Below are 26,457 nucleotides of genomic sequence, written 5' to 3'. Positions count from 1 at the left end.
TCCCACGCTCCGCGTGGGAATGCCTCTAGGGACGCTCCGCGTCCAGTGACGCGGAGCGTCACGGGCTGCATTCCCACGCGGAGCGTGGGAACGATCAGTGTCTAGGCCTTACGCCAGACACTCGCCAGCCAAGGCTGCTGCTCCCGCGGCAGCCCCGCCGGCCGGTAGTAATGCTCCAGCTCCACAAACCCCGCCGCCGTCAGCAATTGCTGCCACGTCTCAAGATCGTGGTACGCCCCATAACGCGGCCCGTTCCAGCCTTCCTGATTCTCGCCACGCGGGTTGGAACTGAACAGCACGCCACCCGGCTTCAAGGCCCCGCGCAACTCCTTCAATACCCGAGGCAGTTCCTGGCGCGGAATATGAAACAGCACCGCATTGGCAAAGATCCCGTCAAAGCGTTCGGCCGGTAAATCCAGCTTCAGGAAATCCTGCTGCCAGACCTCACAGCCGCTGTCCTGTCGGGCCATCTGCGCAAACTTCTCCGAACCATCAAGCCCTACGGCGGTGTGGCCCATGCGCGTGAAGGTTTGCAAATCACGACCCGGCCCGCAGCCAAAATCGAGGATGTCGAACGGCGCCTCACCCTGAATATGCCGCAACAGCGCATCGATGTTCTGGCTGACATCATGATCGCGCGTCCCTTCGCGAAAACTTTCAGCCACCGAGTTGTAATGGCCCAGGGTGGTGGAGGTGATCTGCTCGAGGTCGGTGGGGGTCTGTTTCATGGTCGGCTGCGCAGGCAATTGGGATTTGCCGAATATACGCCATGAGGTCGGTGACTGCTTCGCAGTCATTCGCGAGCAAGCCCGCTCCCACATTTGATCGCGTCCGCCCGGGCAACGCGGTCGAATGTGGGAGCGGGCTTGCTCGCGAAAGCGGTATCGCTGACAACCAATGACTTGAGCAAGACTCAGCGCTTGTTCAAACCCCGCGCCAACCGATCCCCGCCCAACTGAATTGCTGCCACCAACACCACCAGCAACACAATCACCGTCAACATGATCTGGCTATCAAAGCGTTGATACCCGTATCGATAGGCGATATCGCCCAACCCACCGGCACCAATCGCCCCGGCCATGGCCGACGAGTTGATCATCGTCACCAGCGTAATCGTGAAACCGCCAACAATTCCCGGCAGCGCCTCGGGCAACAACACATGCCAAACGATATGCCCGCGTCGGCAACCCATCGCCTGCGCCGCTTCGATCAACCCGTGATCCACCTCACGCAAACTGACTTCGGCAATGCGCGCAAAGAACGGCGTGGCGGCAATGGTCAGCGGCACCACGGCGGCCCAAACGCCGTACGTGGTGCCGACGATCAACCGGGTAAACGGAATCAGCGCCACCATCAAAATCAGAAACGGGATCGAACGGAACAGGTTCACGAACGCGCCCAGCGCGCGGTTCAGCGCCGGTGCTTCGTAGATGCCGCCCTTGGAGCTGGTGACCAGGATCACCGCCAGCGGAATGCCCGCCAGCAGTGCGATCAATGACGACACGCCGACCATCAGGAAGGTGTCGATGAAGCCTTGCAGCAAGCGATCAAACCACATAACCCAGCACCTCCACCTGTTGCGCCCAGTTGCCGGCGCGCTGACGCAATTCCTCTGCGCCGAGGGACGAACCGGCCACCGCCAGCAGCAGTTGCCCGAGGGCATGGCCCTGAATCCGTTCCACGCCACCTTGCAGCAAGCGCACGCGACCGCCGAGGGCACTGAACAACGCGGCCAGGTCAGGCTCGTCGCTGGCGCTGCCGGTGAACTGCAAACGCAGCACAACAGCGGCATCCGAGGACTGTGGATGTGCCTGCAAGCGGCTTTGCAGTTCTTCCGGCAAACCGTGTTGCAACGGCGCCAGCAAGGTTTTGCTGACCTCGTGCTGCGGGTTGCCGAAGACTTCCCAGACCGGCCCTTGTTCGACGATTCGTCCGTGTTCCAGCACCACGACCCGATCACAGATATCGCGAATCACCGCCATCTCGTGGGTGATCAGCACGATGGTCAGGCCCAGGCGCTGGTTGATCTCGCGCAGCAGGCCGAGGATCGATTGCGTGGTTTCCGGGTCCAGTGCCGAAGTGGCTTCGTCGCACAGCAGAATCGCCGGGTCATGCACCAGGGCGCGGGCGATGCCGACGCGCTGTTTCTGCCCGCCGGACAGCTGCGCCGGGTAGGCCTTGTGTTTCTCTTGCAGACCTACCAGTTCCAGCAATTCGCGGACTTTCTGCTGGCGTTTTTCCTTCGGCACACCGGCGACTTTCAGCGGCAATTCGACGTTCTGCCAAACTGTCTTGGCCGACATCAGGTTGAAGTGCTGGAAGATCATGCCAATGCGCCGACGCAGCGCCACCAGGCGGTCTTCATCGAACTCGCCGATGTCGACCTGATCGATCAGCACGCGCCCCGTGCTCGGTTGTTCCAGGCGGTTGATGGTGCGGATCAGCGACGACTTGCCGGCGCCGCTACGACCGATGATGCCGAACACCTCGCCGCGCTGGATCGCCAGGTCGATGCCGTGCAGCGCCGCGACCGGACCTTGCTGGCCGTCGTAGGTTTTGCCCAGGCCAATGAAGCGCACGTGAGCACGGTTCAGGTTCGGGTGCAGTTCCGTTTGTTCAGCGTTTTTGAGCTCTGGAATCTCCAGTCGCAGTTGCGTGGCTGCCGTCATATTCAGCTTTCCCAACCGGCTTGGTAGAGCTTGCCGTGGGCTTTATCCAGCGCTGCACGAACGGCCGGCGAATGCTGGTAGATGTCGACGAATTTGATCAGGCGCGGGTCGGTTTTGCTTTTCGGCTGGATCACGAACTGGATCACGTATTCCTTGTGATCGAGGCCGTCGAACAGCAGGGCGGAGCTGGCATCGAAGGTCTTCGACAAACGGATGTAGGCCGGGTAACCCTGGACCAGATCGGCGTCGTCATAGGCGCGCACCAGTTGCACGGCTTCGACCTGAAGGATTTTGATCTTCTTCGGATTGGCGATGATGTCTTCTTCGGTGGCCTTGTAGCCGACACCCGGTTTTAGGGTGATCAGCCCGGCCTTGGCCAACAGTTGCAAGCCACGACCGCTGTTGATCGGGTCGTTGGCGATCGCCACGCTGGCGCCTTCCGGCAGTTCGTCGAAGCTTTTGTATTTCTTTGAGTAGAGGCCGACGTTGTTGATGATCCCCGGTGCGAACGGCACCAGGTCAAAACCGGCGGCGGCCTTGGCGTTTTCCAGGAACGGGACGTGCTGGAAGTAGTTCACGTCGATGTCGCCGGCGGCGAGGCTAACGTTGGGCGCGATCCAGTCACTGAACTCCACCAGGTCGACTTGCAGGCCTTGTTTCCTGGCTTCCTCGACGGCGGCTTCCAGGGGAATGGCGAAAGCGGCGGTGGTGCCGACTTTCAGCGGCGCGTCGGCGGCGAAGGTGATGGAGCTGAAAAGGCCGAGGGCCAAGGCCAGTGCTTTGACTGGGTGGCTGAATAGTTTTTTGGTCATGATGATTTTCCAGTCAGTGCATTGGATTGGATTGGCGATCGTTCCCACGCTCCGCGTGGGAATGCAGCCAGTGACGCTCTGCGTCACCGCCGCAGGGACGCGGAGCGTCCCGGGAGGCATTACCACGCAGAGCGTGGGAACGATCAGTTACAGGGGTTAGTGTCGGTAATCGGACCCGGTATGTTGCTCAGGCAAATGCGCCGCGCCGTGAAACAGCTTTTCTCGCAGGCTGCCGTCGTCGTAAGCGGTTTTGTACGACCCTCGGCGTTGCAACTCCGGAATCACCAGGTCGATGAAATCCACATAACTCTCCGGCGTGACGATTCGCGTCAGGTTGAAGCCATCCAGCCCGGTCTCGGCGATCCACGATTCCAGCTCATCAGCGACTTGCTCAGGCGAACCCACCACGGTGATGTAGCGACCACCTAGGGCGTGTTGCTCGAGTAATTTGCGGCGGGTCCAGTCGTTGTTTTGCAGGTTTTTGGTAGCGGACTGGATCGCGTTGCTCTTCACGTACTGGATCGGTTCGTCGATGTCGTACTCGGAAAAATCGATCCCGGTGGAAGCCGAGAAATGCGCCACGCCGGCCTCGGCACTGGCGTAGCTCAAGTACTCGGCGTGCTTGGCCCAGGCTGCCTCTTCGGTTTCGCCGACAATCACGTTCAACCCCATGAACACCTTGATGTCCTCAGGGTTGCGCCCGGCCTCGACGGCGCTGGCGCGCACCTTGTCCACTTGAACCTTGGTCGACGGTTTGTTCTGGCCGCTGATGAACACGCACTCGGCATGCCGGCCGGCGAACAGCAAACCGCGATCCGAACTGCCGGCCTGGAACAGCACCGGTGTGCGCTGCGGCGAGGGTTCGCAGAGGTGATAACCCTCGACCTGATAGAACTCGCCCTTGTGCTCGACCTTGTGCACTTTCTCGGGCTGCGCGTAGATCCGCTGTTGCGGATCGTTAAGCACCGCGCCGTTTTCCCAGCTGCCTTCCCAGAGTTTGTAGAGCACTTGCAGGTATTCGTCGGCCTGGTCGTAACGACGGTCGTGTTCCACCTGTTCGCTCAGCCCCATGGCTTTGGCGGCGCTGTCGAGGTAGCCGGTGACGATGTTCCAGCCGACCCGGCCACGGCTCAGGTGGTCGAGGGTGGACATGCGTCGGGCGAACAGATACGGCGGTTCGTACGTCAGGTTGGCGGTGAGGCCGAAGCCCAGGTTTTTGGTGACCGCGGCCATGGCTGAGACCAGCAGCAGCGGGTCGTTGACCGGAAGTTGGATCGACTCTTTGAGCGGGACGTCCACCGAGTTTTGGTAGACGTCGTAAACCCCGACGATGTCGGCGATGAACAATCCGTCGAACAGGCCACGCTCCAGCAATTGCGCCAGTTCGGTCCAGTATTCGATGGTTTTGTACTGGGTTGAAGTGTCCCGTGGGTGCGTCCACAGACCATGATTGATGTGCCCGATGCAGTTCATGTTGAACGCGTTAAGCAAAATCTTTTTCTTCGCCATCAGATGGTCCCCCGCAGTGGCGGGTTTTCATCGTTGAGGTAGTAGTTGCCCACCGCGTGATACTTCCAGCGCACCGGGTCGTGCAGCGTGTGCACCCGAGCGTTGCGCCAGTGGCGATCCAGACCATGTTCGATCAGGGTTGCCTGGCTGCCGGCCAGTTCAAACAGCGTGCTGCCAGCGGCGAGGGAAATTTCGGTGCTGATGGCGCGGGCTTCGGCGACGGCAATCGACGCGGCGGCGACGGTCTCGGCGTTGGTGTCGGCCTGGGCCTTGTCGAGGAATTCGCCGGAGCGTTCCAGCAAGGCTTCGGCGGCGTGCAGACGAATGCTCAAGTGGCCAAAACTCTTGATGGTCAGCGGGTCCTCGATGGCTTTGTCGTTGCCGGAATCGATCCACGGCCGGGTCTTGGTGCGCACGAAATGCAGTGCATCTTCATAGGCGGCGCGGGCGATGCCGGTGTCGATGGCGGCGTGAAGAATCTGCGCCAGCGGGCCGACGGTGGTCGGGCGCTCGAACGCACTTTGAAACGGAATCACGTCTTCGGCGGCGACGTAAACATCTTCAAACACCACCGAACCGCTGCCGGTGGTGCGCTGGCCGAAGCCGCTCCAGTCGTCGATGACCGTCAGGCCCTTGGCATGACGAGGGACGAAAGCGAGTTGCTGAACGCCGTTTTCGTCCACGACCGATGTCGGAATGCGTTGGGCGTAAATAGCGCCCGTGGCGTAAAACTTGCGGCCGTTGATGCGGTAGCCGTCGCCGTCGCGAGTCAGGCTGGTAGCACGGTCATGGGCGGTTTTGGTGCCCAGTTCCGCCAAGGCATTGCCGAAGCGTTGCCCTGCCAGCACTTCTGCGTAGAGACGTTTTTTCTGCTCTTCGCTGCCGTTCACTCGCAACACTTCGAGCGCGTAGAAATGGTTCTGCGGGATCTGGCCGAGGGAACCGTCAGCCTGGGCGATCAGCGCGATCACCTTGGCCAGGGTGACGTTGGAAACCTCGGCGCCGCCATATGCTTTTGGCACGCTGATCCCCCAAAGGCCCGAGCGGGAAAACACTTCCAGTTCCGGGTGTGGCAAACGGCGTTCGCGGTCGCGCAGGGCGCTGTCGCGTTTGAAATCTTCGGCCAGGTCACTGGCGACGATCAGGGCTTGCTCATCGCTGGTGATGACCGCGACGTGGTGAGAAAGAGTCATGTGTTTCTCCAGAGATCTGGTCAAAAAGGTTCTGGTCGTCAGATCCAGGAGTGCCGTGCGGGCAGCGTGCCGTTCAGGTGATAGGTGCCGACGGCGTGATATTTCCAGCGCACCGGGTCGTGCAATGTATGCACGCGGGCGTTGCGCCAATGGCGGTCGAGGTTGAATTCGGCGAGGGTGGCGCGGCTGCCGGCCAGTTCGAAAAGCTTTTCGCTGGCCAGCAGCGAGATTTCGGTGGTCAGCACTTTGGCTTCGGCCACGGCAATCGAGGCGCGGGCGGCGGACTCGGCGGTGAGCGGCGCGGCGTTGACCTGATCGAGCACTTGCCCGGCCTTGCGCAACAACGCTTCAGCGGCGTGCAGTTCGATTTTCAGTTTGCCGATGTCGGCGATCACATAAAGATCGTCGCTGGCCCGTTCAACCTTGGCGTCGATCCACGGCCGCGCACGGGTATTCACGAACTCGATAGCATCGTCGATGGCGCCCCGGGCAATGCCGGCGTCAATGGCAGCTTGAATCAGCTGCGACACGGCACCCTGAATGTTCGGGCTGTCGTTGATTTTCCAGTTATCCACCACCAGCTCGGCGTCGACCTGCACGTTGTTGAGCAAAATGGTGCCGCTGGCGGTGGTGCGTTGGCCGAAGCCCGACCAGTCATCAACGATGCGCAGCCCAGGAGTGCCGCGACGGACGAAGGCCAGAACCTGCTTGCCATCGTCGTTCAGCGCCTTGATGGCGACCCAGTGGGCGAACAGGGCACCGGTGGAATAGAACTTCTGCCCGTTGAGGACGAAGCCGTCGCCGCTGGCGGTGATTCGCGCCTTGAGTTCAAGGGTGTTCTTGGTGCCGCGCTCAGGTCCCCCGTTACCGATCCGCCAGCCGTCGAGCACGCTTTTGAACAGCTGCTTTTTTTGCGATTCAGTGGCGCTGCCGAGTAACAGATTGAGAATGCCGAACTGGTTTTGCGGGATCTGTCCCAGTGCCGGGTCGGCCGCGGAAATGATCGCGAAGACTTCGGCCAACGTGACGAACGAAACCTGCGGGCCACCGTACTCGCGCGGGATAGAAATGCTGCCCAGGCCGCTGCGGGTGAACTGTTCGATTTCCGACCACGGCAGCTTGCGCTGCTGGTCGCGTTTGGCTGCTTGCAGACGGGCGACTTGCGCCAGCTCATGGGCGGCCTTGATGGCTTGTGCGTCGTTACGCAAGACCTGCGCGGGCAACAACAACGGGGCGATGTCCAGATCACTCTGGACGATTGCATCTGCCAGACTGGACATCAGTGCCGCTCCTTGGCTGCACGCAATGCCCTGGCGATCTGCACTGGGGTGATTGTGTTCCGGACCATACCTACCTCACATCTCATGAAAACGCCGCGATGGTTGCGACGAACGAAAACAAGAATGTCCGGTGGTCCGGTGCATATACCCTAAGCGTGTATAAAAAATTAATAAACTAACTTTTAGGAATATGCATAGAAGGTTGGTTAGCGCAGACCCTGTGGCGGGGTTCGGCGGCCATGAGCATCTCCTTTGGCCGAGCCTTCAAATACGGATTGGCGCAACCGATCTTCAGCCAGCGCGGCGGTGCCCAGCGGGAGTTGTTGCCCGCCCGGTCGAGGATGCAATAAGTCACTTCCAGCCGCAGGTCTTCGCCGGCTTCGAGAATGATCGCCGGCGGCACCCAGACCTGAATCGGCTGACCGACATCGCAAGCCTTGAGCTTGGGCAGGTCCATGCGCACATCGCCCCAGCGCAAGGTGATTTCGTCGTCGGCGGCCATGTTCAGGTAAGGCTCGATGGTCAACGGAACACCGCGCTTGATCTGGTTCGGGTTAACGCCCTGACGGCGAATGGTCTCGGGGATGTTCACCGGTTCCAGACTCTGGTTTTCATCGCCGCACAGCGCTGACGGTTGGCCGCCGGGGCAGTCGAGTTTGATCTGCACCCGTCTGGTGGCGGAAAGGGTGGGGCCTTGCCCGATCTGCATGATCCGGTAGTGAACGCGCGAGGTGCCATTGGCGATGAAGCTCTCGGGCACACGCAATTGGACCGGTTGGCCGACATCGTCAGCCGTCAGTACTCTGGAGGCCACGTAGCAGTTATCCCAGAACAGTTCGATCAGGTCGCCTTCGTCCATGCCGGAGTAGGGCGCCACATCGATCAGCAGGTGCGCCGCCGAGGTGATGTTGATGCAGGTCTTGTGAGATTGCGCCAGGGTCGGGGCCGCAAGTTCGGGTTTGTTCGAAGTGCTTGTCATGGGATTCTCCTTGAAGCCTTGCAGCGAAAGTCCGTTTCTGAAAGTTCGAAAGGCGTGAATTACCGAGCAACAAAACTGTTCACTGCGTGTGGAATTAAATAGTGAATGAGTGCGAGGTTAATTGCCTGTTGGAGACTAGATAAGAGTGTGCTTGTATAAGTGTCAATAGAGTTTGTTAGTTAAGTATTGGATCGAGTGTTATTCAGAAAAATCCTACGCAGTGGAGTTAATAAGCTGCACCGCTCTGTCGAACTTGACCTTGTTCTATGGGCTTTTAGCGGGGTGCCGACGGCGAAGCCCGGTACGGCAAGGGTGCGGGTCTTGGCTGGATTTTAAGCGAGGTTATTCTGTTGCAGGAGATATATATGTACCGCCTGCGGTTATAAGAATTTATCTATTGTGCAAAGAGGTGAATAAGCGAAGAGCCTATATCGAGGGTTTTGTTGGTAGGAGTGGTTGTCACTTCCATCCATGGAAGTTAACAAGTAGTGAGGCGATGTTTCAGTGCTGAGCGTTAGTCAGGAACTTGCTGAGAAACTGCTTCGTCCGTTCTTCTTTTGGATTGGCAAACAGGGCCTTGGCTTCGCCTTGTTCGACGATCACACCTTTGTCGAAAAACACCACGCGGTTCGCCACGTCCCGGGCAAAGCCCATTTCGTGGGTGACGATAACCATGGTGCGCCGCTCTTCGGCGAGGCTGCGGATGGTCGCCAGCACTTCACCTACCAGCTCCGGGTCGAGGGCTGAGGTCGGTTCGTCGAACAGAATCACTTCCGGCTCCATCGCCAGCGCGCGGGCAATCGCCACACGCTGTTGCTGACCACCGGAAAGGCGACGCGGGTACGCATCTTCCTTGCCCGCCAGGCCGACCCTGGCCATCAGCTTTTTACCCAGGGCAACGGCTTCGGCGTGCGGGATCTTCTTTACGATGATCGGGCCTTCGATAACGTTTTCCAGGGCGGTGCGATGAGGGAACAGGTTGAAGTTTTGGAACACGAAACCCACGTGCTGGCGCAAGCGTCGCACCAGGCTTTGCTGCTGGTTCAGCGGACGGCTGCCATCGATCTCGATGTCACCGACCTTGATCCGGCCGCTGGTGGGTTCTTCAAGAAAATTCAGGCAACGCAGGAACGTGGTTTTACCCGAGCCGCTAGGCCCGATGATCGCCACCACCTCACCTTCCTTCACTTGCAGATCGATGCCGTTGAGCACCACTTGACCCTTGAACTGCTTTGTCAGTTTTTCCACGACAATCATTGGGTCAGGACTCCAGATCGTGCCGATTGACCCGTGCTTCCAACTGGTTCTGCAGGTGCGAAAGCACCGTGGCCAGAACCCAGTAGATCAGCGCGGCGGCAAGGTACATGGTGAAAATTTCAAAGGTACGGGCGGTAATCAGCTGCGCCTGACGGAACAGTTCCGGCACCTGGATCGTGGCTGCCAGCGCGGTGTCCTTCACCAGCGAAATGAAGCTGTTGCCCAATGGTGGCAGGGCCGTGCGCATCGCTTGCGGCAGGATGGCCCGGCGCAGGGTTTGCGCGCGGGTCATGCCGATACTCGCGGCGGCTTCCCACTGGCCGCGCTCGATGGAGCTGATCGCGGCACGGAGGATTTCGCAGGCATAGGCCGCCATGTTCAGCGAGAAGCCGATCAGGGCCGCTGGTAGCGGATCAAGTTCGATGCCCAATTGCGGCAAGCCGTAATAGATCACGAACAGTTGCACCAGCAACGGCGTGCCGCGAAAGAACGACACGTAGATGCGGGCGATCCAGCTCACCAGTTTGAAGCGCGACAGGCGCATCAATGCCAGGCCGAAGCCCATCACCAGGCCGAAGAACATCCCGCCCAGGCTCAAGATCACCGTGTAGTACGCGCCCTTCAGCAGGAAAGGCGCGGAATCCAGCGCAAGTTGGAAAGCTTCTCCCATTATTGAGTGACGTCAGCGCTGAAGTATTTTTCCGACAGCTTTTTCAGCGTACCGTCGGCACGCAGCTTGTCGATGGCTTTGTTCACTGCAGCAAGCAACTCAGGCTCGCCTTTGCGCAGGGCAATACCGGCTTCCTGGCGGGAGAACGCTTCGCCGGCGGCGGAAGTGTCCTTGGCCTTCCTGGCGTATTCCAGCGCGGCGAGGCGGTCGATCAGAATGGCGTCGATGCGGCCAACGCGCAGGTCCTGGAACTTGGTCGGATCATCTTCGTAGGTGCGGATGTCAGCCTTGGGCACATTCTCTTTCACCCATTGCTCGTAGTTGGTGCCCAGGCCTACGCCGACTTTCTTGCCGGCCAGATCGGCGGCGGTCTTGATGGTGTCTTTGTTTTTGGTCAGGGTCAGCGCCTGAATCCCGGAAACGGTGTACGGCGTGGAGAAGTCGTACTTCTTCTTGCGCTCTTCGGTGATGGTCACCTGGTTGATCACCGCGTCCAGACGCTTGGATTCCAACGCAGCGAGGATGCCTTCCCATTTGGTCGGCTGCAATTTGACTTTCACGCCCAGCTCTTTGGCCAGGGCTTCGGAAAACTCGACTTCGAAGCCGGCCAGTTTGCCGTCGGCGTCGACGAAACTGAACGGTGGGTAAGTGCCTTCCAGACCCACGTTGATCACGCCGGCGTCTTTGATTTTTTGCAGTTGCTCACCGGCAACCGCTTGCCCCAGCAGACCGGCGCTCAGCGCCAGGCCCAGCGAACCAACCAGCAGGTTTCGACGTAGTGCGGAAAAATTCATGACAAGCCCCTGTGTTTTCTTATGAAGACGCTTTTAGGAATGTTGGCAAAATCGGGATTTGGACGACTGCGATATCCTGCCCTAAAGCAGCGTATGCGTCTCGCTGCAAATTCGCCTGCGGCGTGACTATATGCTGGCGTCTTTAGATTGGAAAATAATGAATATCAAGTTTGTTATTCTTTTTTTAGCTAAGTAATCGTTCCCACGCTTTGCGTGGGAATGCAGCCCGTGACGCTCCGCGTCAATGGACGCGGAGCGTCCCTAGAGGCATTCCCACGCAGAGCGTGGGAACGATCGCCTACAAAAAGTCTTTGTAGGCGAACAATGCCGGCGCCCCGCCGGTATGCAGGAAGATGATCGGGCCATCATTGAAGCGCTGGCGCCCGATGCCATCGAGCAAACCCGCCATGGCCTTGCCGGTGTAAACCGGGTCCAGCAGCAAACCTTCCTGACCCGCCACCAGCTTCACGGCGGCCAACGTTCCGGCATTCGGTTCGCCGTAGCGCGGGCCGAAATACTCGTCCCATAACTCGACCTTGAAACTCGCCGGCAGCCTCACGCCCAGCAGCTCGGCAGTGCGTTCGGCGAGACCCTGGACTTTCGGGCGCTGGTCTTCGTCGCTGCGAGAAACCGTGACACCAATCACTGGCAAGTCCGGCAGTGCTTCATTCAGCGCCAACGCCAGACCGCTATGGGTCCCGGCGCTGCCCGAAGCCAGCACCACGGCCGCGAATGTCAGTCCGGTGTCCTTGATCTGCTCGGCCAATTCCAGCCCGGCACGCACATAACCCAAAGCGCCCAATGCGTTGGAGCCACCAATCGGCACCAGATACGGTTTCTTGCCGTTGTTGCGCAGGCGATCAGCCAAGGCCTGCAATTGTTCGTCGGCGTTGTCGAGGTTTTCCACCAGCTCGACCTTGGCGTCGAACAGGTCCAGCAACAGTCGATTGCCGTTGCCGACATAGTTGGCGTCGTCGGTACCCAAGGGGTTTTCCAGCAGGGCTACGCAGCCCAGGCCAAGCTTGGCCGCAATGGCGGCGGTTTGGCGCACGTGGTTGGACTGAAGCGCGCCAGCGGTGATCAAGGTGTCGGCGCCTTGTGCCAGTGCATCGGCCGCCAGGTATTCGAGTTTGCGCAGCTTGTTGCCGCCCATCGCCAGCGGCGTCAGGTCATCACGCTTGACGTATACATCGCGGCCCAGCCAGGCCGACAGGCGTTCGAGTTTTTCCAGGGCGGTAGGATGACCGAGCAATTCGAGACGGTTAAAGCGGGCAAGCTGTTGTTTGATCATGGGGTCCGTACTGGGGGAGGGAGATGACAGGACTATAGGCACGCCTATTTAGCGGGGCAACTGCCAATCGGCCTTATGCCAAAAAGTGCTGAGCACAGCACAATCGGTTCTTAATTCGGCTTCCAGGCCATGCCGTAAAGTAATCGCGGTTAACGCGGCCAGACAGTCCGGCCGCCCGTGAGGAGTTTTTACCGTGAGCGAGCGTTCCAGTCATTGGCAACTGCAGACCATCGTCAGCCAACTGCGCACGGCGCGTGACCAGTGGCGCCTACAAAATGGCCGCGCCAGCACCGAACAGGGCGGTCGCGAGTTGCCTTCCCGAGCGGCCATGGCAGAGATTCTCGAAGCCCTCTGCGGCGCGTTGTTCCCGATGCGCCTGGGACCGGTGGATTTGCGCGAGGAAAGTGAAGACTTCTACGTCGGCCATACGCTGGACGTGGCGTTGAACGCGTTGCTGGCTCAGGCGCGACTCGAACTGCGCTACGCCGCTCGCCACAGTGCCCAGGCCGACACCGAAGTCGAGGCCAAGACCATCCAGATCATTCAGGACTTCGCCCTCGCATTGCCAGGGCTGCGCAGTCTGCTCGACACCGACGTGCTGGCGGCTTATCACGGCGATCCGGCGGCTCGCAGCGTCGATGAAGTGTTGCTGTGCTATCCGGGGATTCTGGCGGTGATTCACCATCGCCTGGCCCACCATTTGTACCGCGCCGGGTTGCCGCTGCTGGCACGGATCAGCGCGGAAATCGCGCACTCGGCCACCGGCATCGACATTCACCCTGGCGCGCAGATTGGTCGCAGCTTCTTCATCGATCACGGGACGGGTGTGGTGATCGGCGAGACCGCCATCATCGGCGAGCGTGTGCGGATTTATCAGGCCGTGACGTTGGGCGCCAAGCGTTTCCCGGCGGATGAAGACGGTCAGTTGCAGAAAGGGCAGCCGCGACATCCGATCGTCGAGGATGACGTGGTGATCTATGCCGGTGCGACGATTCTGGGGCGGATCACCATCGGCAAGGGCTCGACCATTGGCGGCAATGTCTGGCTGACCCGCAGCGTGCCGGCGGGGAGCAACCTGACTCAGGCGAATCTGCAACATGATGACGGGACGCAGAAGTAAGCCCGTCAGCTGACTGATCGTTCCCACGCTCTGCGTGGGGAATCCTCAAGGGACGCTCCGCGTTCCAGGGCCGCCGCCGATGCAATGTCTGGCACCGATGTGACGCAGAGCGTCACGGGCTGCATTCCCACGCAGAGCGTGGGAACGATCATATTCATCCCACGTCATACCCTTCCTTGAGCTAGCGTACGAAAAGTGCCGCCGAGCCTTGCGATTAGTCCTTAGCACCCTATTCATGTTTAACTTGAACGCTCATTCAAGTTAAACCGCCGGTTTGCTGCCCGCTCACAACAGGAGGCTTGCCTTTGCCGAGTCCGTTATTGATTGCCCTGTTTCACCCCCTTGAGGTGCACCTTTCATGAGTGCATCGCCCACCCCCGCCAGCGGCCAGGTCCGCATGAATCCGCCGGTTTTTTATTTCGCGGCGACCTTTATCTTGTTGTTCGCCGTGGTGGTCATGGCGATACCCGAACAGGCCGGTGCCTGGCTTCTGGAAGCGCAAAACTGGGCGGCCAACACGGTCGGCTGGTACTACATGCTCGCGATGACCCTGTATCTGGTCTTCGTGGTGGTCACCGCCTTGTCCGGCTACGGCAAGATCAAGCTCGGTGCCGACCACGACGAACCCGAATTCAGTTACCTGTCCTGGGCCGGCATGCTGTTCGCCGCCGGGATCAGCATCACGCTGTTCTTCTTTTGCGTGTCCGAACCGCTGACCCACTTGGCGCAACCCCCGCAAGGCGAAGCGGGCACGGCGGATGCAGCGCGTCAGGCGATGCAGATTCTGTTCCTGCACTGGGGCCTGCACGGCTGGGGCGTGTTCGCCTTCGTCGGCATGGCGCTGGCCTACTTTGCTTATCGTCATAACCTGCCGCTGGCCCTGCGTTCGGCGCTCTATCCGCTGATCGGCAAGCGCATCAACGGCCCGATCGGTTACGCGGTGGATGGCTTCGGCATCATCGCCACGGTGTTCGGCCTTGGTGCCGACATGGGCTTTGGCGTGTTGCACCTCAACTCAGGTCTGGACTACCTGTTCGGCATCGCTCACACCCAGTGGATTCAGGTCGGCCTGATCACGCTGATGATGGGCGCGGCGATCATCGTCGCGGTGTCTGGCGTCGATAAAGGCGTGCGCGTGATGTCCGACATCAACATGCTGCTGGCCTGCGCGCTGCTGCTGTTCGTGTTGTTCGCCGGCCCTACCCAGCACTTGCTCAATACGTTGATCCAGAACATCGGCGACTACCTCGGCGCCTTGCCGATGAAGAGTTTCGACCTCTACGCCTACGACAAACCCAGTGACTGGCTGGGCGGTTGGACGGTGTTCTACTGGGCTTGGTGGATCGCCTGGTCGCCGTTCGTGGGCCTGTTCATCGCACGGATTTCCCGTGGCCGGACCATCCGTGAATTCGTCTTCGGCGTGCTGTTGATTCCGCTCGGCTTCACCCTGGCGTGGATGTCGATCTTTGGCAACAGCGCCATCGATCAAGTCCTCAATCACGGCATGAGCGCCCTCGGCATGTCGGCCATCGATAACCCGTCGATGACCCTCTACCTGCTGCTGGAAACCTACCCGTGGAGCAAAACCGTCATCGCGGTCACGGTGTTCATCAGCTTCGTGTTCTTCGTGACGTCTGCCGATTCCGGCACCGTCGTGCTGTCGACACTGTCCGCCAAGGGCGGCAATCCCGACGAAGACGGGCCGAAATGGCTGCGGGTGTTCTGGGGCGCAATGACCGCGTTGGTGACCAGTGCGCTGCTGTTCTCCGGCAGCATCGATGCGCTGAAGTCAGCGGTGGTGCTGACTTCATTGCCGTTCTCGATGATCTTGCTGCTGATGATGTGGGGGCTGCACAAGGCGTTCTACCTGGAGTCGCAGAAGCAGATCGCGCAACTGCATTCGCTGGCGCCGGTGTCCGGATCGCGGCGAGGCGGCTGGCGTCAACGCCTGAGTCAGGCGGTGCATTTCCCGTCACGGGATGAGGTCTATCGCTTCCTCGATACGGCGGTGCGCCCGGCGATTGAAGAAGTCTCGGCAGTGTTCGTCGAAAAGGGTTTGAAGGTGGTCACACAACCGGACCCGACCAACGACAACGTCAGCCTGGAAATCGGTCACGGCGAGGAGCGTCCGTTCATTTATCAGGTGCAGATGCGCGGCTACTTCACGCCGTCCTTCGCCCGTGGCGGCATGGGCTCCAAGGAACTCAACAACCGTCGTTACTACCGGGCCGAAGTGCATTTGAGCGAGGGCAGTCAGGATTACGATCTGGTGGGTTACACCAAGGAGCAGATCATCAACGACATCCTCGATCAGTACGAACGACATCTGCAATTCTTGCATCTGGTGCGTTGATCGAGAACCGGTGGCGCCGAGCCTTTTTCAGGTCTCGGCGCTCAACACCATGAACAGCACCAGCGCCGCCACCGGCACACTGAACACCACCGTGCCGATCATCAGTTCCGTACTCAGAGACTGGCCGGCGGTGACCATGCCAACGGCACCATTGATCAACGTCAACGCCAGCCACAGGACCACGAAGCTATAGGTCAGCGTCTGTTGGCTGAAGCCGATTTTGTCGCCGATGAACAGCATCAGCGCCAGCAGGATCAGGCCGAAAGTGATGATGATCGTGGTGTGCATGGTGTGCTCCTGAGTAAATGATCGTTCCCATGCTCTGCGTGGGAATGCAGCCCGTGACGCTCTGCGTCACTGGACGCGGAGCGTCCCTTGAGGCATTCCCACGCAGAGCGTGGGAACGATCAATGTGTGTTGCTTTTGCGGCCGCCTTCGCGATCTGGGCACTGCGGTATCAAGTGAGCATAGTTAAACCAGCCCGCCGTTGACGCGCAGTGCAGGAAATCCTGATCGATATGCCACCACCGCCGATGCCGGTTGGGGGAAGTGTTTGCGGGGGCACGGTAGCCGCAGTTCCACAGATCGTTCCCACGCTCCGCGTGGGAATGCCTCAACGGACGCTCCGCGTTCGGCTTTGGATTGGGACGCGGAGCGTCCCGGGCTGCATTCCCACGCAGAGCGTGGGAACGATCATATGAAACGTTTCAGCATTTTCTCGAGTCCGAGGTTTATCGGCGTTTGTCTGGGCGTATGCTGGGCAACTTGCGAAGCAGTCGATACCAACTTCAAGACAGAAAAGAGAGGATTCGATGACCTACACCGCTGCCGAAAACCGCTACGACTCCATCCCTTACCGCCGCGTGGGGCGCAGTGGGCTGGTGCTGCCGGCACTGTCTCTGGGCCTGTGGCACAACTTCGGCGACAGCACGCCGATCGACACCCAGCGATCGTTGCTGCGTACCGCGTTTGATCTTGGCATCAACCATTTCGACCTGGCCAACAACTACGGCCCGCCGTATGGCAGCGCCGAGATCAATTTCGGTCGTTTGCTGCGTGAAGATTTCAAGCAGTATCGCGACGAGCTGATCATCTCCAGCAAGGCCGGTTGGGACATGTGGCCCGGCCCTTATGGCCAGGGCGGCGGTTCGCGCAAATACGTGCTGGCCAGCCTTGATCAGAGCCTGCAGCGCCTGGGCCTGGACTACGTGGACATCTTCTATTCACACCGCTTCGACCCGGACACGCCGCTGGAAGAAACCGCCAGCGCACTGGCCACCGCGGTGCAACAGGGCAAGGCGTTGTACATCGGTATCTCTTCGTACTCGGGGGTTAAAACCCGGGAAATGGCCGCGCTGCTGAAAGAGTGGAAAGTCCCGTTGCTGATTCATCAGCCGGCTTACAACCTGCTCAACCGTTGGGTGGAAAAAGACCTGCTGGATACGACGGACGAACTCGGTGCGGGCGTGATTGCGTTTACGCCGTTGGCTCAGGGGTTATTGACCGACAAGTACCTCAACGGTGTGCCGGCCGACGCGCGGGTCAATCGTCCGGGAGGTGGTTCGTTGCAGGCGGCGCACCTGTCCGAAGCCAACATCGCCCATGTGCGTGCGCTGAATGAGATCGCCCAGCGTCGCGGTCAGAGCCTGGCGCAGCTGGCATTGGCGTGGACCTTACGCGATCCGCGTGTGACGTCGGCGTTGATCGGTGCGAGTCGGCCGGAGCAGATTATCGAGAACGTCGGGGCGTTGAAGAATCTGAGCTTTAGTTCGGAGGAATTGGCGGAGATTGACCGGTTTGCCCAAGAGGGCGGGGTCAATCTTTGGGAGAAGCCTTCAACGGCTGAATAACCTCTAACTGATCATTCCCACGCTCTGCGTGGGAATGCCTCAACGGACGCTCCGCGTTCGGCTCTTGATGGGACGCGGAGCGTCCCGGGCTGCATTCCCACGCGGAGCGTGGGAACGATCGGGTGATCGGATTACCGGAAAAACGGCACATCCCCCAACACCGTCGCCCGCTGCATCACCCGCCGCGCCGGCCGGTAGTCATCCACGGCGTAGTGCTGTGTCACGCGGTTATCCCAAAACGCCACGTCATCCTTCTGCCAACGCCAGCGAATGGTAAATTCCGGCCGCGTAGCGTGGGCAAACAGAAACTTCAGAATCACCTCGCTTTCGGTTTCCGACAGCTCATTGATCTTCGACGTGAAGCCTTCATTGACGAACAACGACCGGCGTCCGCTCACCGGATGAGTGCGGATCACCGGGTGGGACAGCGGCGGGTTTTTCCTGCGCGCTTCTTCCCACTGGGCCAAGGCTTCGGGTGTGTTGCCATAGCGCTCCAGCGGGAACGAACGAGTGAAGTCGTGGGTCGCGGTCAGCCCTTCGAGCAAGGTTTTCATCGGCGCCGAAAGCGCTTCATACGCCGCGATGCCGCTGGCCCACAGCGTGTCGCCACCAAACTCCGGCAGCAACTTGGCGCTGAGCACCGCGCCCAGGGCCGGCGTCGGCAGGAAGGTCACGTCGGTGTGCCAGATCGCGTTGTCACGCACGTCAGTGACGGCGGTATCGAGGATTAGCACTTCGGGTTGTTCCGGCACATTCGGGTAGATCGGATGAATGTGCAAGTCGCCGAAATTGGCGGCGAAACGCGCCTGTTGCTGCGGTGTGATCGGCTGATCGCGGAAGAACAACACTTGATGTTCGAGCAGTGCCTGCTCGATGGCGTCGCGCTGTTCGAGGTTCAGCGGTTGGCTGATGTCGACGCCGCTGATTTGCGCGCCGAGGGCCGAGCTGAGGGGGATGATGGTCAGGTTACTCATGGACTTTCTCTTCAATCCGGGGTGCCGGGCTTTTGTAGGAGTGAGCCTGCTCGCGATAGCGCAGTGTCAGGCGACATGCCTGTGGCCGATACACCGCCATCGCGAGCAGGCTCACTCCCACAGGGTTATTCACATGATGATTTTTCAGTGAGCCTGGCCATGCCACGGCACCAGTTTGCGTTGCAGGGCGCGCAAGCCCATTTCCATGGCGAAGGCGATCAGCGCAATCACCAGAATCCCCAGCACCACCACATCGGTGACCAGGAACTGCGCGGCCGACTGCACCATGAACCCCAAACCACTGGTGGCGGCGATCAATTCGGCGGCGACCAGCGTCGACCAACCCACACCCAGGCCAATGCGCACACCGGTCAAAATATCCGGCAGCGCACTCGGCAGAATCACATGGCGAATCAACTGCGCCCGGGTCGCGCCCAATGATTGCGCAGCGCGCAATTTTGCCGGGTCGACGGTGCGCACGCCGGTCGCCGTAGCGATGGCGATCGGGGCGAAGATCGCGAGGTAGATCAGCAAGACTTTCGACAGCTCACCGATGCCGCACCAGATCACGATCAGCGGCAGATAAGCCAACGGTGGAATAGGGCGGTAGAACTCGATCAACGGATCGAGAATGCCGCGAGCAATGCGGTGGTGGCCGATGGCGATTCCAACGGGTACGGCGGTCAGCACTGCGAAGCCCAGGCCCAGACCGATTCGGCTGAGGCTCGCGCCAAGGTGCTGCCACAACGTTGAATCCATGTAGCCGGTGGTCACCAGCAGCCAGCCTTTTTGCAGCACGGCAGAGGGTGGCGGCAGGAACAGCGGTTCGATCATTCCAGTGGCGGTGACGGCCCACCAAATGGCAACGAGAGCGACCAGCGTCAGCAGGCTGATCCAGCGCGTGTTCAAACTGCGACGCAGCGGGATTACCGTCGAGCCCGGTTTCACCGTCGCGGCGGGAATTTCATAGCTGCTCATGCGCGCTCCTGCCGCTGGGCGGCGCTGCGTTGGGAGAACACTTTGGCCAGCACGTGTTCGCGGGTTTCGATAAAGCGCGGGTCGGACTTGATTGCCCGAGCGGACTCACCGGCGGCGTAACGCTGACCGAAATCCAGGCTCAGGCGTTCGACGATTTGCCCTGGATTCGGCGCCAGCAGAATCAGGTCCGTGGCGAGAAACACCGCTTCTTCGATGTCGTGAGTAATCAGAAAAACCGGTTTTGTGGTGCGCTGCCAGACTTGCAGCAACAGCTCCTGCATCTGTTCGCGGGTGAAGGCATCGAGGGCGCCGAAGGGTTCGTCCATCAGCAAAACCCGCGGATCAGCCGCCAGGGCACGGGCCAGGCCGACACGTTGCTTCTGCCCGCCTGAAAGCTGCCAGATCCGGCGGTTTTCGAAGCCGGAAAGGTCCACCAACGCGAGCATTTCCCGGGCGCGGAATTCACGTTTGTCTCGGGAAATGCCGGCCAGTTCCAGACCGAAACCGACGTTGGCCAGCACGTCCTGCCAGGGCAGCAGGGCATCGTCCTGGAACACCACGCCGCGTTCGGCGCTCGGGCCTTTGACTGGCACTCCATCAAGGGTGATGCGCCCGGCGCTGGGCTCGACGAAGCCGGCAATCAGGTTCAACAGCGAAGTCTTGCCACTGCCGGACGGGCCAAGGGCGACCAGCAATTGCCGGGGCCCAAGACTCAGGGAAATATCCGCCAGTACCGGTTCGGCGGCACCGGGGTACTGTGCGCTGATGCGCTCCAGCTCAAGCAAAGCCATCGCAATTAACTCCGATCAGTTGGTGATGTACTTGGAGCTGACGTAAGGGGCGTAATCGGGCAGTACGGCGTCAACCTTGCCTTGTTCTTTCAGGAACGCGGCGGTGTCGGTGATGGCCTTGGTGGTCGGCGCGCCGAGGGTGATCACCTGATCTGCCGCCAGCGGGAAGACGTTGCCTTGCAGCAGCAATGGGATGTCGCTGGCCTTGGCGCCGGAGAGTTTCACCAGTTTGTCGACGTTGGATTGATTGGCGAGCCAGGCTTTCGGGTCTTTGCGGTAGTCGGCGTAGGCATCGAGGGTCACTTTGGCGAACGCGGTGACGATTTCCGGGTGCTTCTCGGCGAAGTCTTTACGCACGATCCACGCATCGAAGGTCGGCGCGCCGAACTTGGCCAGTTCGCCGGAGGTGATCAGCACTTTGCCGTTTTCCTTGGCCACTCCGAGGGCTGGGTCCCACACGTAAGTGGCGTCGATGTCACCGCGTTTCCACGCGGCAATGATGGCTGGCGGGGCAAGGTTGAGGACGGTGACTTTCGAGGGGTCGATGTTCCAGTGCTTCAGCGCGGCCAACAGACTGTAGTGGCCGGTGGAAACGAACGGCACGGCGATTTTCTTGCCGATCAGATCCTGCGGGGTTTTGATCCCGGAACCGTCGCGGGCCACCAGGGCTTCAGCGGCGCCGATCTGCGTGGCGATGAGGAAGGTTTCTACCGGGACTTTGCGAGTGATTGCCGCCGTCAGGGGGCTGGAACCGAGGTAACCGATCTGCACGTCGCCGGAAGCGATGGCGGCGATGATGTCGGCGCCGTTGTCGAATTTGCGCCAGTCGATCTTGGCGTTGGTGGCTTTCTCGTACGCGCCGTCGGCCTGGGCGACTTTCGCCGGGTCTACGGTGGTCTGGTAGGCGACGGTGACGTCAGCCGCTTGGGCAAAGAAACTCACCGCAGCCAGAGACGCGGCGGCCAGGAGGCGAAGGGGGGAAGTCAGTTTCATTGAGAAGCTCCTTTTCAGACGACCGAGAGCCGGCGTGAAAAGAAGACTAAATGATATAAGAATCCGAAAATAAATAACTTTTTCGAATGAGCTTATGAGCGGAAAATTCTAAGCAGGTACCCTGTGGCGAGGGGGCTTGCCCCCGTTGGACTGCGTAGCAGTCCCAAAACCGACACCCCCAATATTTCGGAAAAACCGAGTCGCCTGCATTACGACTGCTTCGCAGCCGGACGGGGGCAAGCCCCCTCGCCACAGGGGACTTGCACTGGGAGATTAGTTGCTGATCGCCAGAATGCTCGCCTGATACGACCCGACAAACACATCGAAATCGCCGACTTCGTTCTGCTCCAGCTCAATCTGCTCGGCCAGCGACGAACGCGCCCGCTCTTCAAATTTCGCCTGTTCTTCGCCTGAAAGCGGTTCGCTGCGGAAAAACTCTGCATGCGCCTGGCTCTGACGCAGGGAGAACTGAGCAAAGCTCTCCTTGTGCTCAGCCATCGCCGCCAGCACCTGGGCCGATGGCGTCAGCGATGGATCCCTGACCTTGGCCAGTTGGGCATCCAGCGCCTTGCTATGCGCGTCGCCGCCATGACTCTGATCCAGCATCGCCGCCAGTGGTGCAATCTTCTCCAGCAACTCGCTGGCCCACTCTTTCAGGTCCACCGGATGGCCGTCGCGTTGCAGTTGCAGGCCCGGACGGCGACCTTCCTTGACCACGCTGAGGAAGTTCGAGGTCGCGTTGCTGCACGAGGTATTGGTCAGCAGCGGGCTGTCGTTCAGCGCGCAATACAGCAGGAATGCGTCGAGGAACCGCGCCTCCGGCAGATCGATGCCCATCGGCAGGAACGGGTTGATGTCCAGGCAGCGCACTTCGACGTACTGAATGCCGCGAGCCACCAGCGCCTGGATCGGCCGTTCGCCGGTGTAAGTCACGCGTTTCGGGCGGATGTTGGAGTAGTACTCGTTTTCGATCTGCAGGATGTTGGTGTTGAGCTGAACCCACTCACCGTCCTGATGCGTGCCGATTTCGACGTAGGGCGCGTAAGGCGTGGCGACCGCTTTACGCAGGCTGTCGGTGTAGCTCGCCAGATCGTTGTAGCAAGGGGTCAAGCCGGCCTGGGCGTTGCTCTGGTAACCCAGGTCACTCATGCGCAGGCTGGTGGCGTACGGCAGGTACAAGGTGTCCGGGTCCAGTTGTTCCAACTGGTGCGAACGACCGCGCAGGAAGCCGGCGTCCAGCGCAGGCGAAGCACCGAACAGGTACATCAGCAGCCAGCTGTAGCGGCGGAAGTTACGGATCAGCGCGATGTAGGCCGACGACTGATAGTCGCGGTCGGTGCCGACAAAACCTTCAGCCTCTTTAAGCAGCGGCCAGAGCTTTTCCGGCAAGGAAAAGTTGTAGTGAATCCCGGCAATGCACTGCATGGTCTTGCCGTAGCGCAGGGCCAGGCCCTTGCGGTAGACGTACTTGAGCTGACCGATGTTGGAGGTGCCGTAATAGGCAATCGGGATGTCTTCCTCGGCCGGCAACGGGCACGGCATCGATGGACTCCACAGGTACTCGTTGCCGAGCTTGCTGTAGGCAAAACGGTGAATGCTGTCGAGGCTCGCCAGCGTGTCCGCCGGGTCGGGCAGGGCGGGCGTGATGAACTCCAGCAGCGACTCGGAATAGTCGGTGGTGATTTGTTCGTTGGTCAGCGCGGAACCCAATTCTTCCGGGTGCGGCGTTTGCGCCAGGCGACCTTCACTGGTCACGCGCAGGCATTCACGTTCGATGCCGTGAAGGCACTGTTCGAGCAGAGAGAGGTTAGCGCGCTCGCCGAGCAGAGCCAGGCGGCGGTTGAGAAGTTCGCTCAAGTTGGATTCCTTCACGCGTCAGTCGCCCCAATATGGGGGTGGGCAAGACGGTCTACAAGGGTGAAGTTGAAACTGGCGTTGTCGCCTGGTTTTGGATCGCCACAATCCCTGTGGGAGCGGGCTTGCTCGCGAAGAGGGCGTGTCAGTCGGCACTAAGTCGTCTGGCACACCGCCTTCGCGAGCAAGCCCGCTCCCACAGGAAACTCCGACGCTGCGGTCACAGCGCCGAAATTAACTCAAATTGATGGCATTCATCTACAGGACAGCGAACGTGCCTTGTGCTTTTGCGACGAGTTTGTCGCCTTGCATCACATCGGCTTCGACCACCAGCGTGCGGCGGCCCGGGTGGATCACCCGCGCCGTGCACATCACTTCACCGTCGGCGACGGCGCGAATGTAGTTGATCTTGCACTCGATGGTCGCGCTCTGCTGGTCGAAACCATGGGTGCTGGAACAGGCCAGCCCCATGGCAATGTCCACCAGGCTGAACAAGGCCCCACCGTGCAGCTTGCCGCCGCGATTGCGCAGTTCTGGCGCAAGCCCCAGGGCGACTTGCGCCACCCCGGTCTCCAGGCTGTGCAAGCGACACCCCAGCAACTTGAAAAAAGCGCTTTCGGTCAGCCCGGCCGGGATCTCCATCAGCGTTTCTTCAATTGCTTGGCGTTGGCGAACAGCGAAGCCATGGCGTTGTTGGCCGGGGCTGCCGCCGTGGTTTCTTTACGCGGCGCGGTGTTCTGGGACTGGCGTGGCGCCGAACCCGGACGTGCACCACGGGCGCCGTCGATTTTCTCGCCCGGTGTGTCGCTCATGCGCATCGACAGGCCAACGCGTTTGCGCGGGATGTCGACTTCCATGACCTTCACTTTCACCACGTCACCGGCCTTCACCGCTTCACGCGGATCCTTGATGAACTTCTCCGAAAGCGCAGAGATGTGCACCAAACCGTCCTGATGCACGCCGATGTCGACGAAAGCACCGAAGTTGGTCACGTTGGTCACCACGCCTTCGAGGATCATCCCCAGCTCCAGGTCCTTGAGGTCTTCAACGCCTTCCTGGAACTCGGCGGTCTTGAACTCGGGACGTGGGTCGCGGCCAGGTTTTTCCAGCTCTTGCAGGATGTCGGTGACCGTTGGCAGACCGAAGGTTTCGTCGGTGTACTTTTTCGGATCAAGACGCTTGAGGAAGCTGGCGTCGCCGATCAGCGAGCGAATGTCGCGGTCGGTCTCAGCAGCAATACGCTGGACCAGCGGATAGGCTTCCGGGTGAACCGCAGACGAATCCAGCGGGTTGTCACCGTTCATGACGCGCAGGAAGCCAGCGGCCTGTTCGAAGGTTTTCTCGCCCAGACGCGCGACTTTCTTCAATGCAGCACGGGTTTTGAACGCGCCGTGCTCGTCGCGGTGGCTGACGATGTTTTGCGCCAACGTTGCGTTGAGGCCGGAGATACGGGCCAGCAGCGCCACGGAGGCTGTATTGACGTCGACGCCCACGGCGTTTACGCAGTCTTCGACCACCGCGTCCAGGCCGCGTGCCAGTTTCAGCTGCGACACGTCGTGCTGGTACTGGCCGACGCCGATGGATTTCGGATCGATCTTCACCAGCTCAGCCAGTGGATCCTGCAGGCGACGGGCAATCGACACCGCGCCACGGATCGACACGTCGAGGTCCGGGAATTCCTTGGAGGCCAGTTCCGACGCCGAGTAAACCGATGCGCCGGCCTCGGAGACCATGACTTTGGTCATCTTCATGGCGGGGTATTTTTTGATCAGCTCAGCGGCCAGCTTGTCGGTTTCACGGCTGGCGGTGCCGTTGCCGATGGCGATCAGGTCCACGGCATGCTTGGCGCACAGGGCCGCCAGAATCGCGATGGTCTGGTCCCACTTGTTGTGCGGCACGTGCGGGTAAACCGTGGCGTGATCCAGCAGCTTGCCGGTGGAATCGACCACGGCCACCTTGCAACCGGTACGCAGGCCCGGGTCGAGACCCAATGTGGCGCGAGGACCAGCCGGCGCCGACAGCAGCAAGTCGTGCAGGTTATGGGCGAACACGTTGATTGCTTCGGTTTCTGCGCCGTCGCGCAGTTCGCCCAGCAGGTCGGTTTCGAGGTGGGTGTAGAGCTTGACCTTCCAGGTCCAGCGCACCACTTCGCCGAGCCATTTGTCGGCGGCGCGGTTCTGATTCTGGATGCCGAATTGCTGGCCGATCATGCCTTCGCATGGGTGCATGGCGCCCGGAAGTTCGTCGCCGACTTTCAGCGCCGAACTCAGAATGCCTTCGTTGCGGCCACGGAAAATCGCCAGCGCGCGGTGCGACGGCATGCTTTTGAGCGGTTCATCGTGTTCGAAGTAGTCGCGGAACTTGGAGCCTTCCTCTTCTTTGCCGGCGATGACGCGGGCGCTGAGGATGGCTTCCTGCTTGAGGTAGCTGCGCAGCTTGTCCAGCAGGCCGGCGTCTTCGGCGAAGCGCTCCATCAGGATGTACTTGGCGCCTTCGAGGGCGGCCTTCACATCGGCGACGCCTTTTTCGGCATCGACGAAGCGCGCGGCTTCGGCGTCTGGCGTCAGGGTCGGGTCGTTGAACAGGCCGTCGGCCAGCTCGCCGAGGCCGGCTTCCAGGGCGATCTGGCCCTTGGTGCGGCGCTTCTGCTTGTACGGCAGGTACAAGTCTTCGAGGCGGGTCTTGGTGTCGGCGAGCTTGATGTCGCGTTCGAGTTGCGGGGTCAGTTTGCCCTGCTCTTGAATGCTGGCGAAGATGCTGATGCGCCGTTCGTCGAGTTCTCGCAGGTAGCGCAGACGCTCTTCCAGATGACGCAACTGGATGTCATCGAGGCTGCCGGTCACTTCTTTCCGGTAGCGGGCGATGAAAGGCACCGTGGAGCCTTCATCGAGTAGCGCGACGGCCGCTTCGACCTGTTGTGGGCGGACGCCGAGTTCCTCGGCGATGCGGCTGTTGATGCTGTCCATAAAACCACCTGACAAATTGTGAAAGCAGGCTCGCAGGCGCAGAGATAAGGCCTCGGCGAGTCTGGTTGAGCGGCCTGGCCTGCGCCGCTACCTGGATCAACAGGCATCCCGTTGACCCGTGAAA

23 protein-coding genes are annotated in these 26,457 nt (G+C 60.3%); 3 read left to right on the top strand and 20 right to left on the bottom strand.

Annotation, left to right across the window (positions count from 1 at the left end):
* Positions 1-101 precede the first annotated feature (101 nt).
* The 12 genes from PFAS1_RS10045 to PFAS1_RS09990 all read right to left on the bottom strand — a co-directional run bounded on the left by PFAS1_RS10045 (position 102) and on the right by PFAS1_RS09990 (position 12,454).
* Positions 102-728, bottom strand: a complete 627-nt coding sequence (locus PFAS1_RS10045) for a class I SAM-dependent methyltransferase (protein ID WP_076031513.1) — start codon at positions 726-728, stop codon at positions 102-104.
* A gap of 185 nt (positions 729-913) precedes the next feature.
* Complete coding sequence (locus PFAS1_RS10040; protein WP_076029060.1) at positions 914-1,558, bottom strand: methionine ABC transporter permease; 645 nt, start codon at positions 1,556-1,558, stop codon at positions 914-916.
* A complete protein-coding gene (locus tag PFAS1_RS10035) occupies positions 1,548-2,669 on the bottom strand; it encodes a methionine ABC transporter ATP-binding protein (protein ID WP_076029059.1) in 1,122 nt (373 codons plus the stop codon). Before PFAS1_RS10035 ends, PFAS1_RS10040 begins: the two co-directional genes overlap by 11 nt.
* A 2-nt stretch (positions 2,670-2,671) precedes the next feature.
* Positions 2,672-3,481: a MetQ/NlpA family ABC transporter substrate-binding protein gene (locus PFAS1_RS10030; protein ID WP_076029058.1), complete on the bottom strand. Its 810-nt coding sequence runs from the start codon at positions 3,479-3,481 to the stop codon at positions 2,672-2,674.
* A gap of 156 nt (positions 3,482-3,637) precedes the next feature.
* Positions 3,638-4,990, bottom strand: a complete 1,353-nt coding sequence (locus PFAS1_RS10025) for an LLM class flavin-dependent oxidoreductase (protein ID WP_076029057.1) — start codon at positions 4,988-4,990, stop codon at positions 3,638-3,640.
* Positions 4,990-6,183 (bottom strand): SfnB family sulfur acquisition oxidoreductase, encoded by a 1,194-nt coding sequence (locus PFAS1_RS10020; RefSeq protein ID WP_076029056.1) that lies wholly within the window; start codon positions 6,181-6,183, stop codon positions 4,990-4,992. The genes PFAS1_RS10025 and PFAS1_RS10020 overlap by 1 nt, the downstream gene beginning before the upstream one ends.
* A 38-nt stretch (positions 6,184-6,221) precedes the next feature.
* On the bottom strand, positions 6,222-7,463 hold the full coding sequence (locus tag PFAS1_RS10015) for an SfnB family sulfur acquisition oxidoreductase (RefSeq protein ID WP_076029055.1): 1,242 nt from the start codon (positions 7,461-7,463) through the stop codon (positions 6,222-6,224).
* Between the two features lie 175 nt (positions 7,464-7,638).
* The gene (locus PFAS1_RS10010) at positions 7,639-8,442 is read right to left on the bottom strand and encodes a hypothetical protein (RefSeq protein WP_076029054.1); all 804 of its coding nucleotides are present in this window, start codon (positions 8,440-8,442) and stop codon (positions 7,639-7,641) included.
* 501 nt (positions 8,443-8,943) lie between these two features.
* Complete coding sequence (gene tcyN / locus PFAS1_RS10005) at positions 8,944-9,699, bottom strand: L-cystine ABC transporter ATP-binding protein TcyN (protein ID WP_076029053.1); 756 nt, start codon at positions 9,697-9,699, stop codon at positions 8,944-8,946.
* 4 nt (positions 9,700-9,703) lie between these two features.
* A complete protein-coding gene (tcyL, locus tag PFAS1_RS10000) occupies positions 9,704-10,369 on the bottom strand; it encodes a cystine ABC transporter permease (protein WP_074872530.1) in 666 nt (221 codons plus the stop codon).
* A complete protein-coding gene (gene tcyJ, locus PFAS1_RS09995) occupies positions 10,369-11,163 on the bottom strand; it encodes a cystine ABC transporter substrate-binding protein (RefSeq protein WP_074872532.1) in 795 nt (264 codons plus the stop codon). The genes tcyL and tcyJ overlap by 1 nt, the downstream gene beginning before the upstream one ends.
* Before the next feature lie 298 nt (positions 11,164-11,461).
* The gene (locus PFAS1_RS09990) at positions 11,462-12,454 is read right to left on the bottom strand and encodes a D-cysteine desulfhydrase (RefSeq protein WP_076029052.1); all 993 of its coding nucleotides are present in this window, start codon (positions 12,452-12,454) and stop codon (positions 11,462-11,464) included.
* 193 nt (positions 12,455-12,647) lie between these two features.
* Between PFAS1_RS09990 and epsC the strand changes: the two genes are divergently transcribed.
* The gene (gene epsC, locus PFAS1_RS09985) at positions 12,648-13,574 is read left to right on the top strand and encodes a serine O-acetyltransferase EpsC (RefSeq protein WP_033058482.1); all 927 of its coding nucleotides are present in this window, start codon (positions 12,648-12,650) and stop codon (positions 13,572-13,574) included.
* Positions 13,575-13,971: 397 nt separating this feature from the next.
* Positions 13,972-15,927 (top strand): choline BCCT transporter BetT, encoded by a 1,956-nt coding sequence (gene betT / locus PFAS1_RS09980; protein ID WP_198044978.1) that lies wholly within the window; start codon positions 13,972-13,974, stop codon positions 15,925-15,927.
* Between the two features lie 27 nt (positions 15,928-15,954).
* Here betT and PFAS1_RS09975 read toward each other — a convergent pair whose 3' ends face one another.
* Positions 15,955-16,215, bottom strand: a complete 261-nt coding sequence (locus PFAS1_RS09975; RefSeq protein WP_076029050.1) for a hypothetical protein — start codon at positions 16,213-16,215, stop codon at positions 15,955-15,957.
* Between the two features lie 524 nt (positions 16,216-16,739).
* Here PFAS1_RS09975 and mgrA point away from each other — a divergent pair.
* Positions 16,740-17,777: an L-glyceraldehyde 3-phosphate reductase gene (mgrA, locus tag PFAS1_RS09970; protein WP_076029049.1), complete on the top strand. Its 1,038-nt coding sequence runs from the start codon at positions 16,740-16,742 to the stop codon at positions 17,775-17,777.
* A gap of 131 nt (positions 17,778-17,908) precedes the next feature.
* On the opposite strand, the gene tauD is transcribed toward mgrA, so the two are convergent.
* The 7 genes from tauD to PFAS1_RS09935 form a co-directional block, all read right to left on the bottom strand.
* Positions 17,909-18,751, bottom strand: coding sequence for a taurine dioxygenase (gene tauD / locus PFAS1_RS09965; protein ID WP_076029048.1), 843 nt, complete (start codon positions 18,749-18,751; stop codon positions 17,909-17,911).
* A 144-nt stretch (positions 18,752-18,895) separates the two neighbouring features.
* Positions 18,896-19,729 (bottom strand): taurine ABC transporter permease TauC, encoded by an 834-nt coding sequence (tauC, locus tag PFAS1_RS09960; RefSeq protein WP_076029047.1) that lies wholly within the window; start codon positions 19,727-19,729, stop codon positions 18,896-18,898.
* Entirely contained in the window at positions 19,726-20,520 is a 795-nt protein-coding gene (tauB, locus tag PFAS1_RS09955; protein WP_076029046.1) for a taurine ABC transporter ATP-binding subunit, read from the bottom strand. Before tauB ends, tauC begins: the two co-directional genes overlap by 4 nt.
* Positions 20,521-20,535: 15 nt before the next feature.
* A complete protein-coding gene (gene tauA, locus PFAS1_RS09950) occupies positions 20,536-21,513 on the bottom strand; it encodes a taurine ABC transporter substrate-binding protein (RefSeq protein ID WP_076029045.1) in 978 nt (325 codons plus the stop codon).
* 273 nt (positions 21,514-21,786) lie between these two features.
* Entirely contained in the window at positions 21,787-23,370 is a 1,584-nt protein-coding gene (gene gshA / locus PFAS1_RS09945; RefSeq protein WP_076029044.1) for a glutamate--cysteine ligase, read from the bottom strand.
* Positions 23,371-23,625: 255 nt separating this feature from the next.
* Positions 23,626-24,009 (bottom strand): PaaI family thioesterase, encoded by a 384-nt coding sequence (locus PFAS1_RS09940; RefSeq protein WP_007903088.1) that lies wholly within the window; start codon positions 24,007-24,009, stop codon positions 23,626-23,628.
* The gene (locus tag PFAS1_RS09935; protein ID WP_076029043.1) at positions 24,009-26,333 is read right to left on the bottom strand and encodes a Tex family protein; all 2,325 of its coding nucleotides are present in this window, start codon (positions 26,331-26,333) and stop codon (positions 24,009-24,011) included. Before PFAS1_RS09935 ends, PFAS1_RS09940 begins: the two co-directional genes overlap by 1 nt.
* Positions 26,334-26,457 lie beyond the last annotated feature (124 nt).

Origin of the sequence: Pseudomonas frederiksbergensis (assembly GCF_001952935.1) — a bacterium.
Taxonomy (GTDB): Bacteria; Pseudomonadota; Gammaproteobacteria; order Pseudomonadales; family Pseudomonadaceae; genus Aquipseudomonas; species Aquipseudomonas frederiksbergensis.
This window is presented reverse-complemented; position numbering and strand designations above follow the sequence as displayed.

Excerpts from the sequence above, each read along its gene's own strand:
- betT (WP_198044978.1), top strand. The coding sequence starts at position 13,972 with ATGAATCCGCCGGTTTTTTATTTCGCGGCGACCTTTATCTTGTTGTTC.
- tcyL (WP_074872530.1), bottom strand. The coding sequence starts at position 10,369 with ATGGGAGAAGCTTTCCAACTTGCGCTGGATTCCGCGCCTTTCCTGCTG.
- PFAS1_RS10010 (WP_076029054.1), bottom strand. The coding sequence starts at position 8,442 with ATGACAAGCACTTCGAACAAACCCGAACTTGCGGCCCCGACCCTGGCG.
- PFAS1_RS09935 (WP_076029043.1), bottom strand. The coding sequence starts at position 26,333 with ATGGACAGCATCAACAGCCGCATCGCCGAGGAACTCGGCGTCCGCCCA.
- PFAS1_RS10035 (WP_076029059.1), bottom strand. The coding sequence starts at position 2,669 with ATGACGGCAGCCACGCAACTGCGACTGGAGATTCCAGAGCTCAAAAAC.
- PFAS1_RS10015 (WP_076029055.1), bottom strand. The coding sequence starts at position 7,463 with ATGTCCAGTCTGGCAGATGCAATCGTCCAGAGTGATCTGGACATCGCC.
- PFAS1_RS10045 (WP_076031513.1), bottom strand. The coding sequence starts at position 728 with ATGAAACAGACCCCCACCGACCTCGAGCAGATCACCTCCACCACCCTG.
- PFAS1_RS10030 (WP_076029058.1), bottom strand. The coding sequence starts at position 3,481 with ATGACCAAAAAACTATTCAGCCACCCAGTCAAAGCACTGGCCTTGGCC.
- PFAS1_RS10025 (WP_076029057.1), bottom strand. The coding sequence starts at position 4,990 with ATGGCGAAGAAAAAGATTTTGCTTAACGCGTTCAACATGAACTGCATC.
- mgrA (WP_076029049.1), top strand. The coding sequence starts at position 16,740 with ATGACCTACACCGCTGCCGAAAACCGCTACGACTCCATCCCTTACCGC.
- PFAS1_RS09940 (WP_007903088.1), bottom strand. The coding sequence starts at position 24,009 with ATGGAGATCCCGGCCGGGCTGACCGAAAGCGCTTTTTTCAAGTTGCTG.
- tcyN (WP_076029053.1), bottom strand. The coding sequence starts at position 9,699 with ATGATTGTCGTGGAAAAACTGACAAAGCAGTTCAAGGGTCAAGTGGTG.
- PFAS1_RS09990 (WP_076029052.1), bottom strand. The coding sequence starts at position 12,454 with ATGATCAAACAACAGCTTGCCCGCTTTAACCGTCTCGAATTGCTCGGT.
- PFAS1_RS09975 (WP_076029050.1), bottom strand. The coding sequence starts at position 16,215 with ATGCACACCACGATCATCATCACTTTCGGCCTGATCCTGCTGGCGCTG.
- tauD (WP_076029048.1), bottom strand. The coding sequence starts at position 18,751 with ATGAGTAACCTGACCATCATCCCCCTCAGCTCGGCCCTCGGCGCGCAA.
- PFAS1_RS10020 (WP_076029056.1), bottom strand. The coding sequence starts at position 6,183 with ATGACTCTTTCTCACCACGTCGCGGTCATCACCAGCGATGAGCAAGCC.
- tauA (WP_076029045.1), bottom strand. The coding sequence starts at position 21,513 with ATGAAACTGACTTCCCCCCTTCGCCTCCTGGCCGCCGCGTCTCTGGCT.
- tcyJ (WP_074872532.1), bottom strand. The coding sequence starts at position 11,163 with ATGAATTTTTCCGCACTACGTCGAAACCTGCTGGTTGGTTCGCTGGGC.
- PFAS1_RS10040 (WP_076029060.1), bottom strand. The coding sequence starts at position 1,558 with ATGTGGTTTGATCGCTTGCTGCAAGGCTTCATCGACACCTTCCTGATG.
- tauB (WP_076029046.1), bottom strand. The coding sequence starts at position 20,520 with ATGGCTTTGCTTGAGCTGGAGCGCATCAGCGCACAGTACCCCGGTGCC.
- tauC (WP_076029047.1), bottom strand. The coding sequence starts at position 19,729 with ATGAGCAGCTATGAAATTCCCGCCGCGACGGTGAAACCGGGCTCGACG.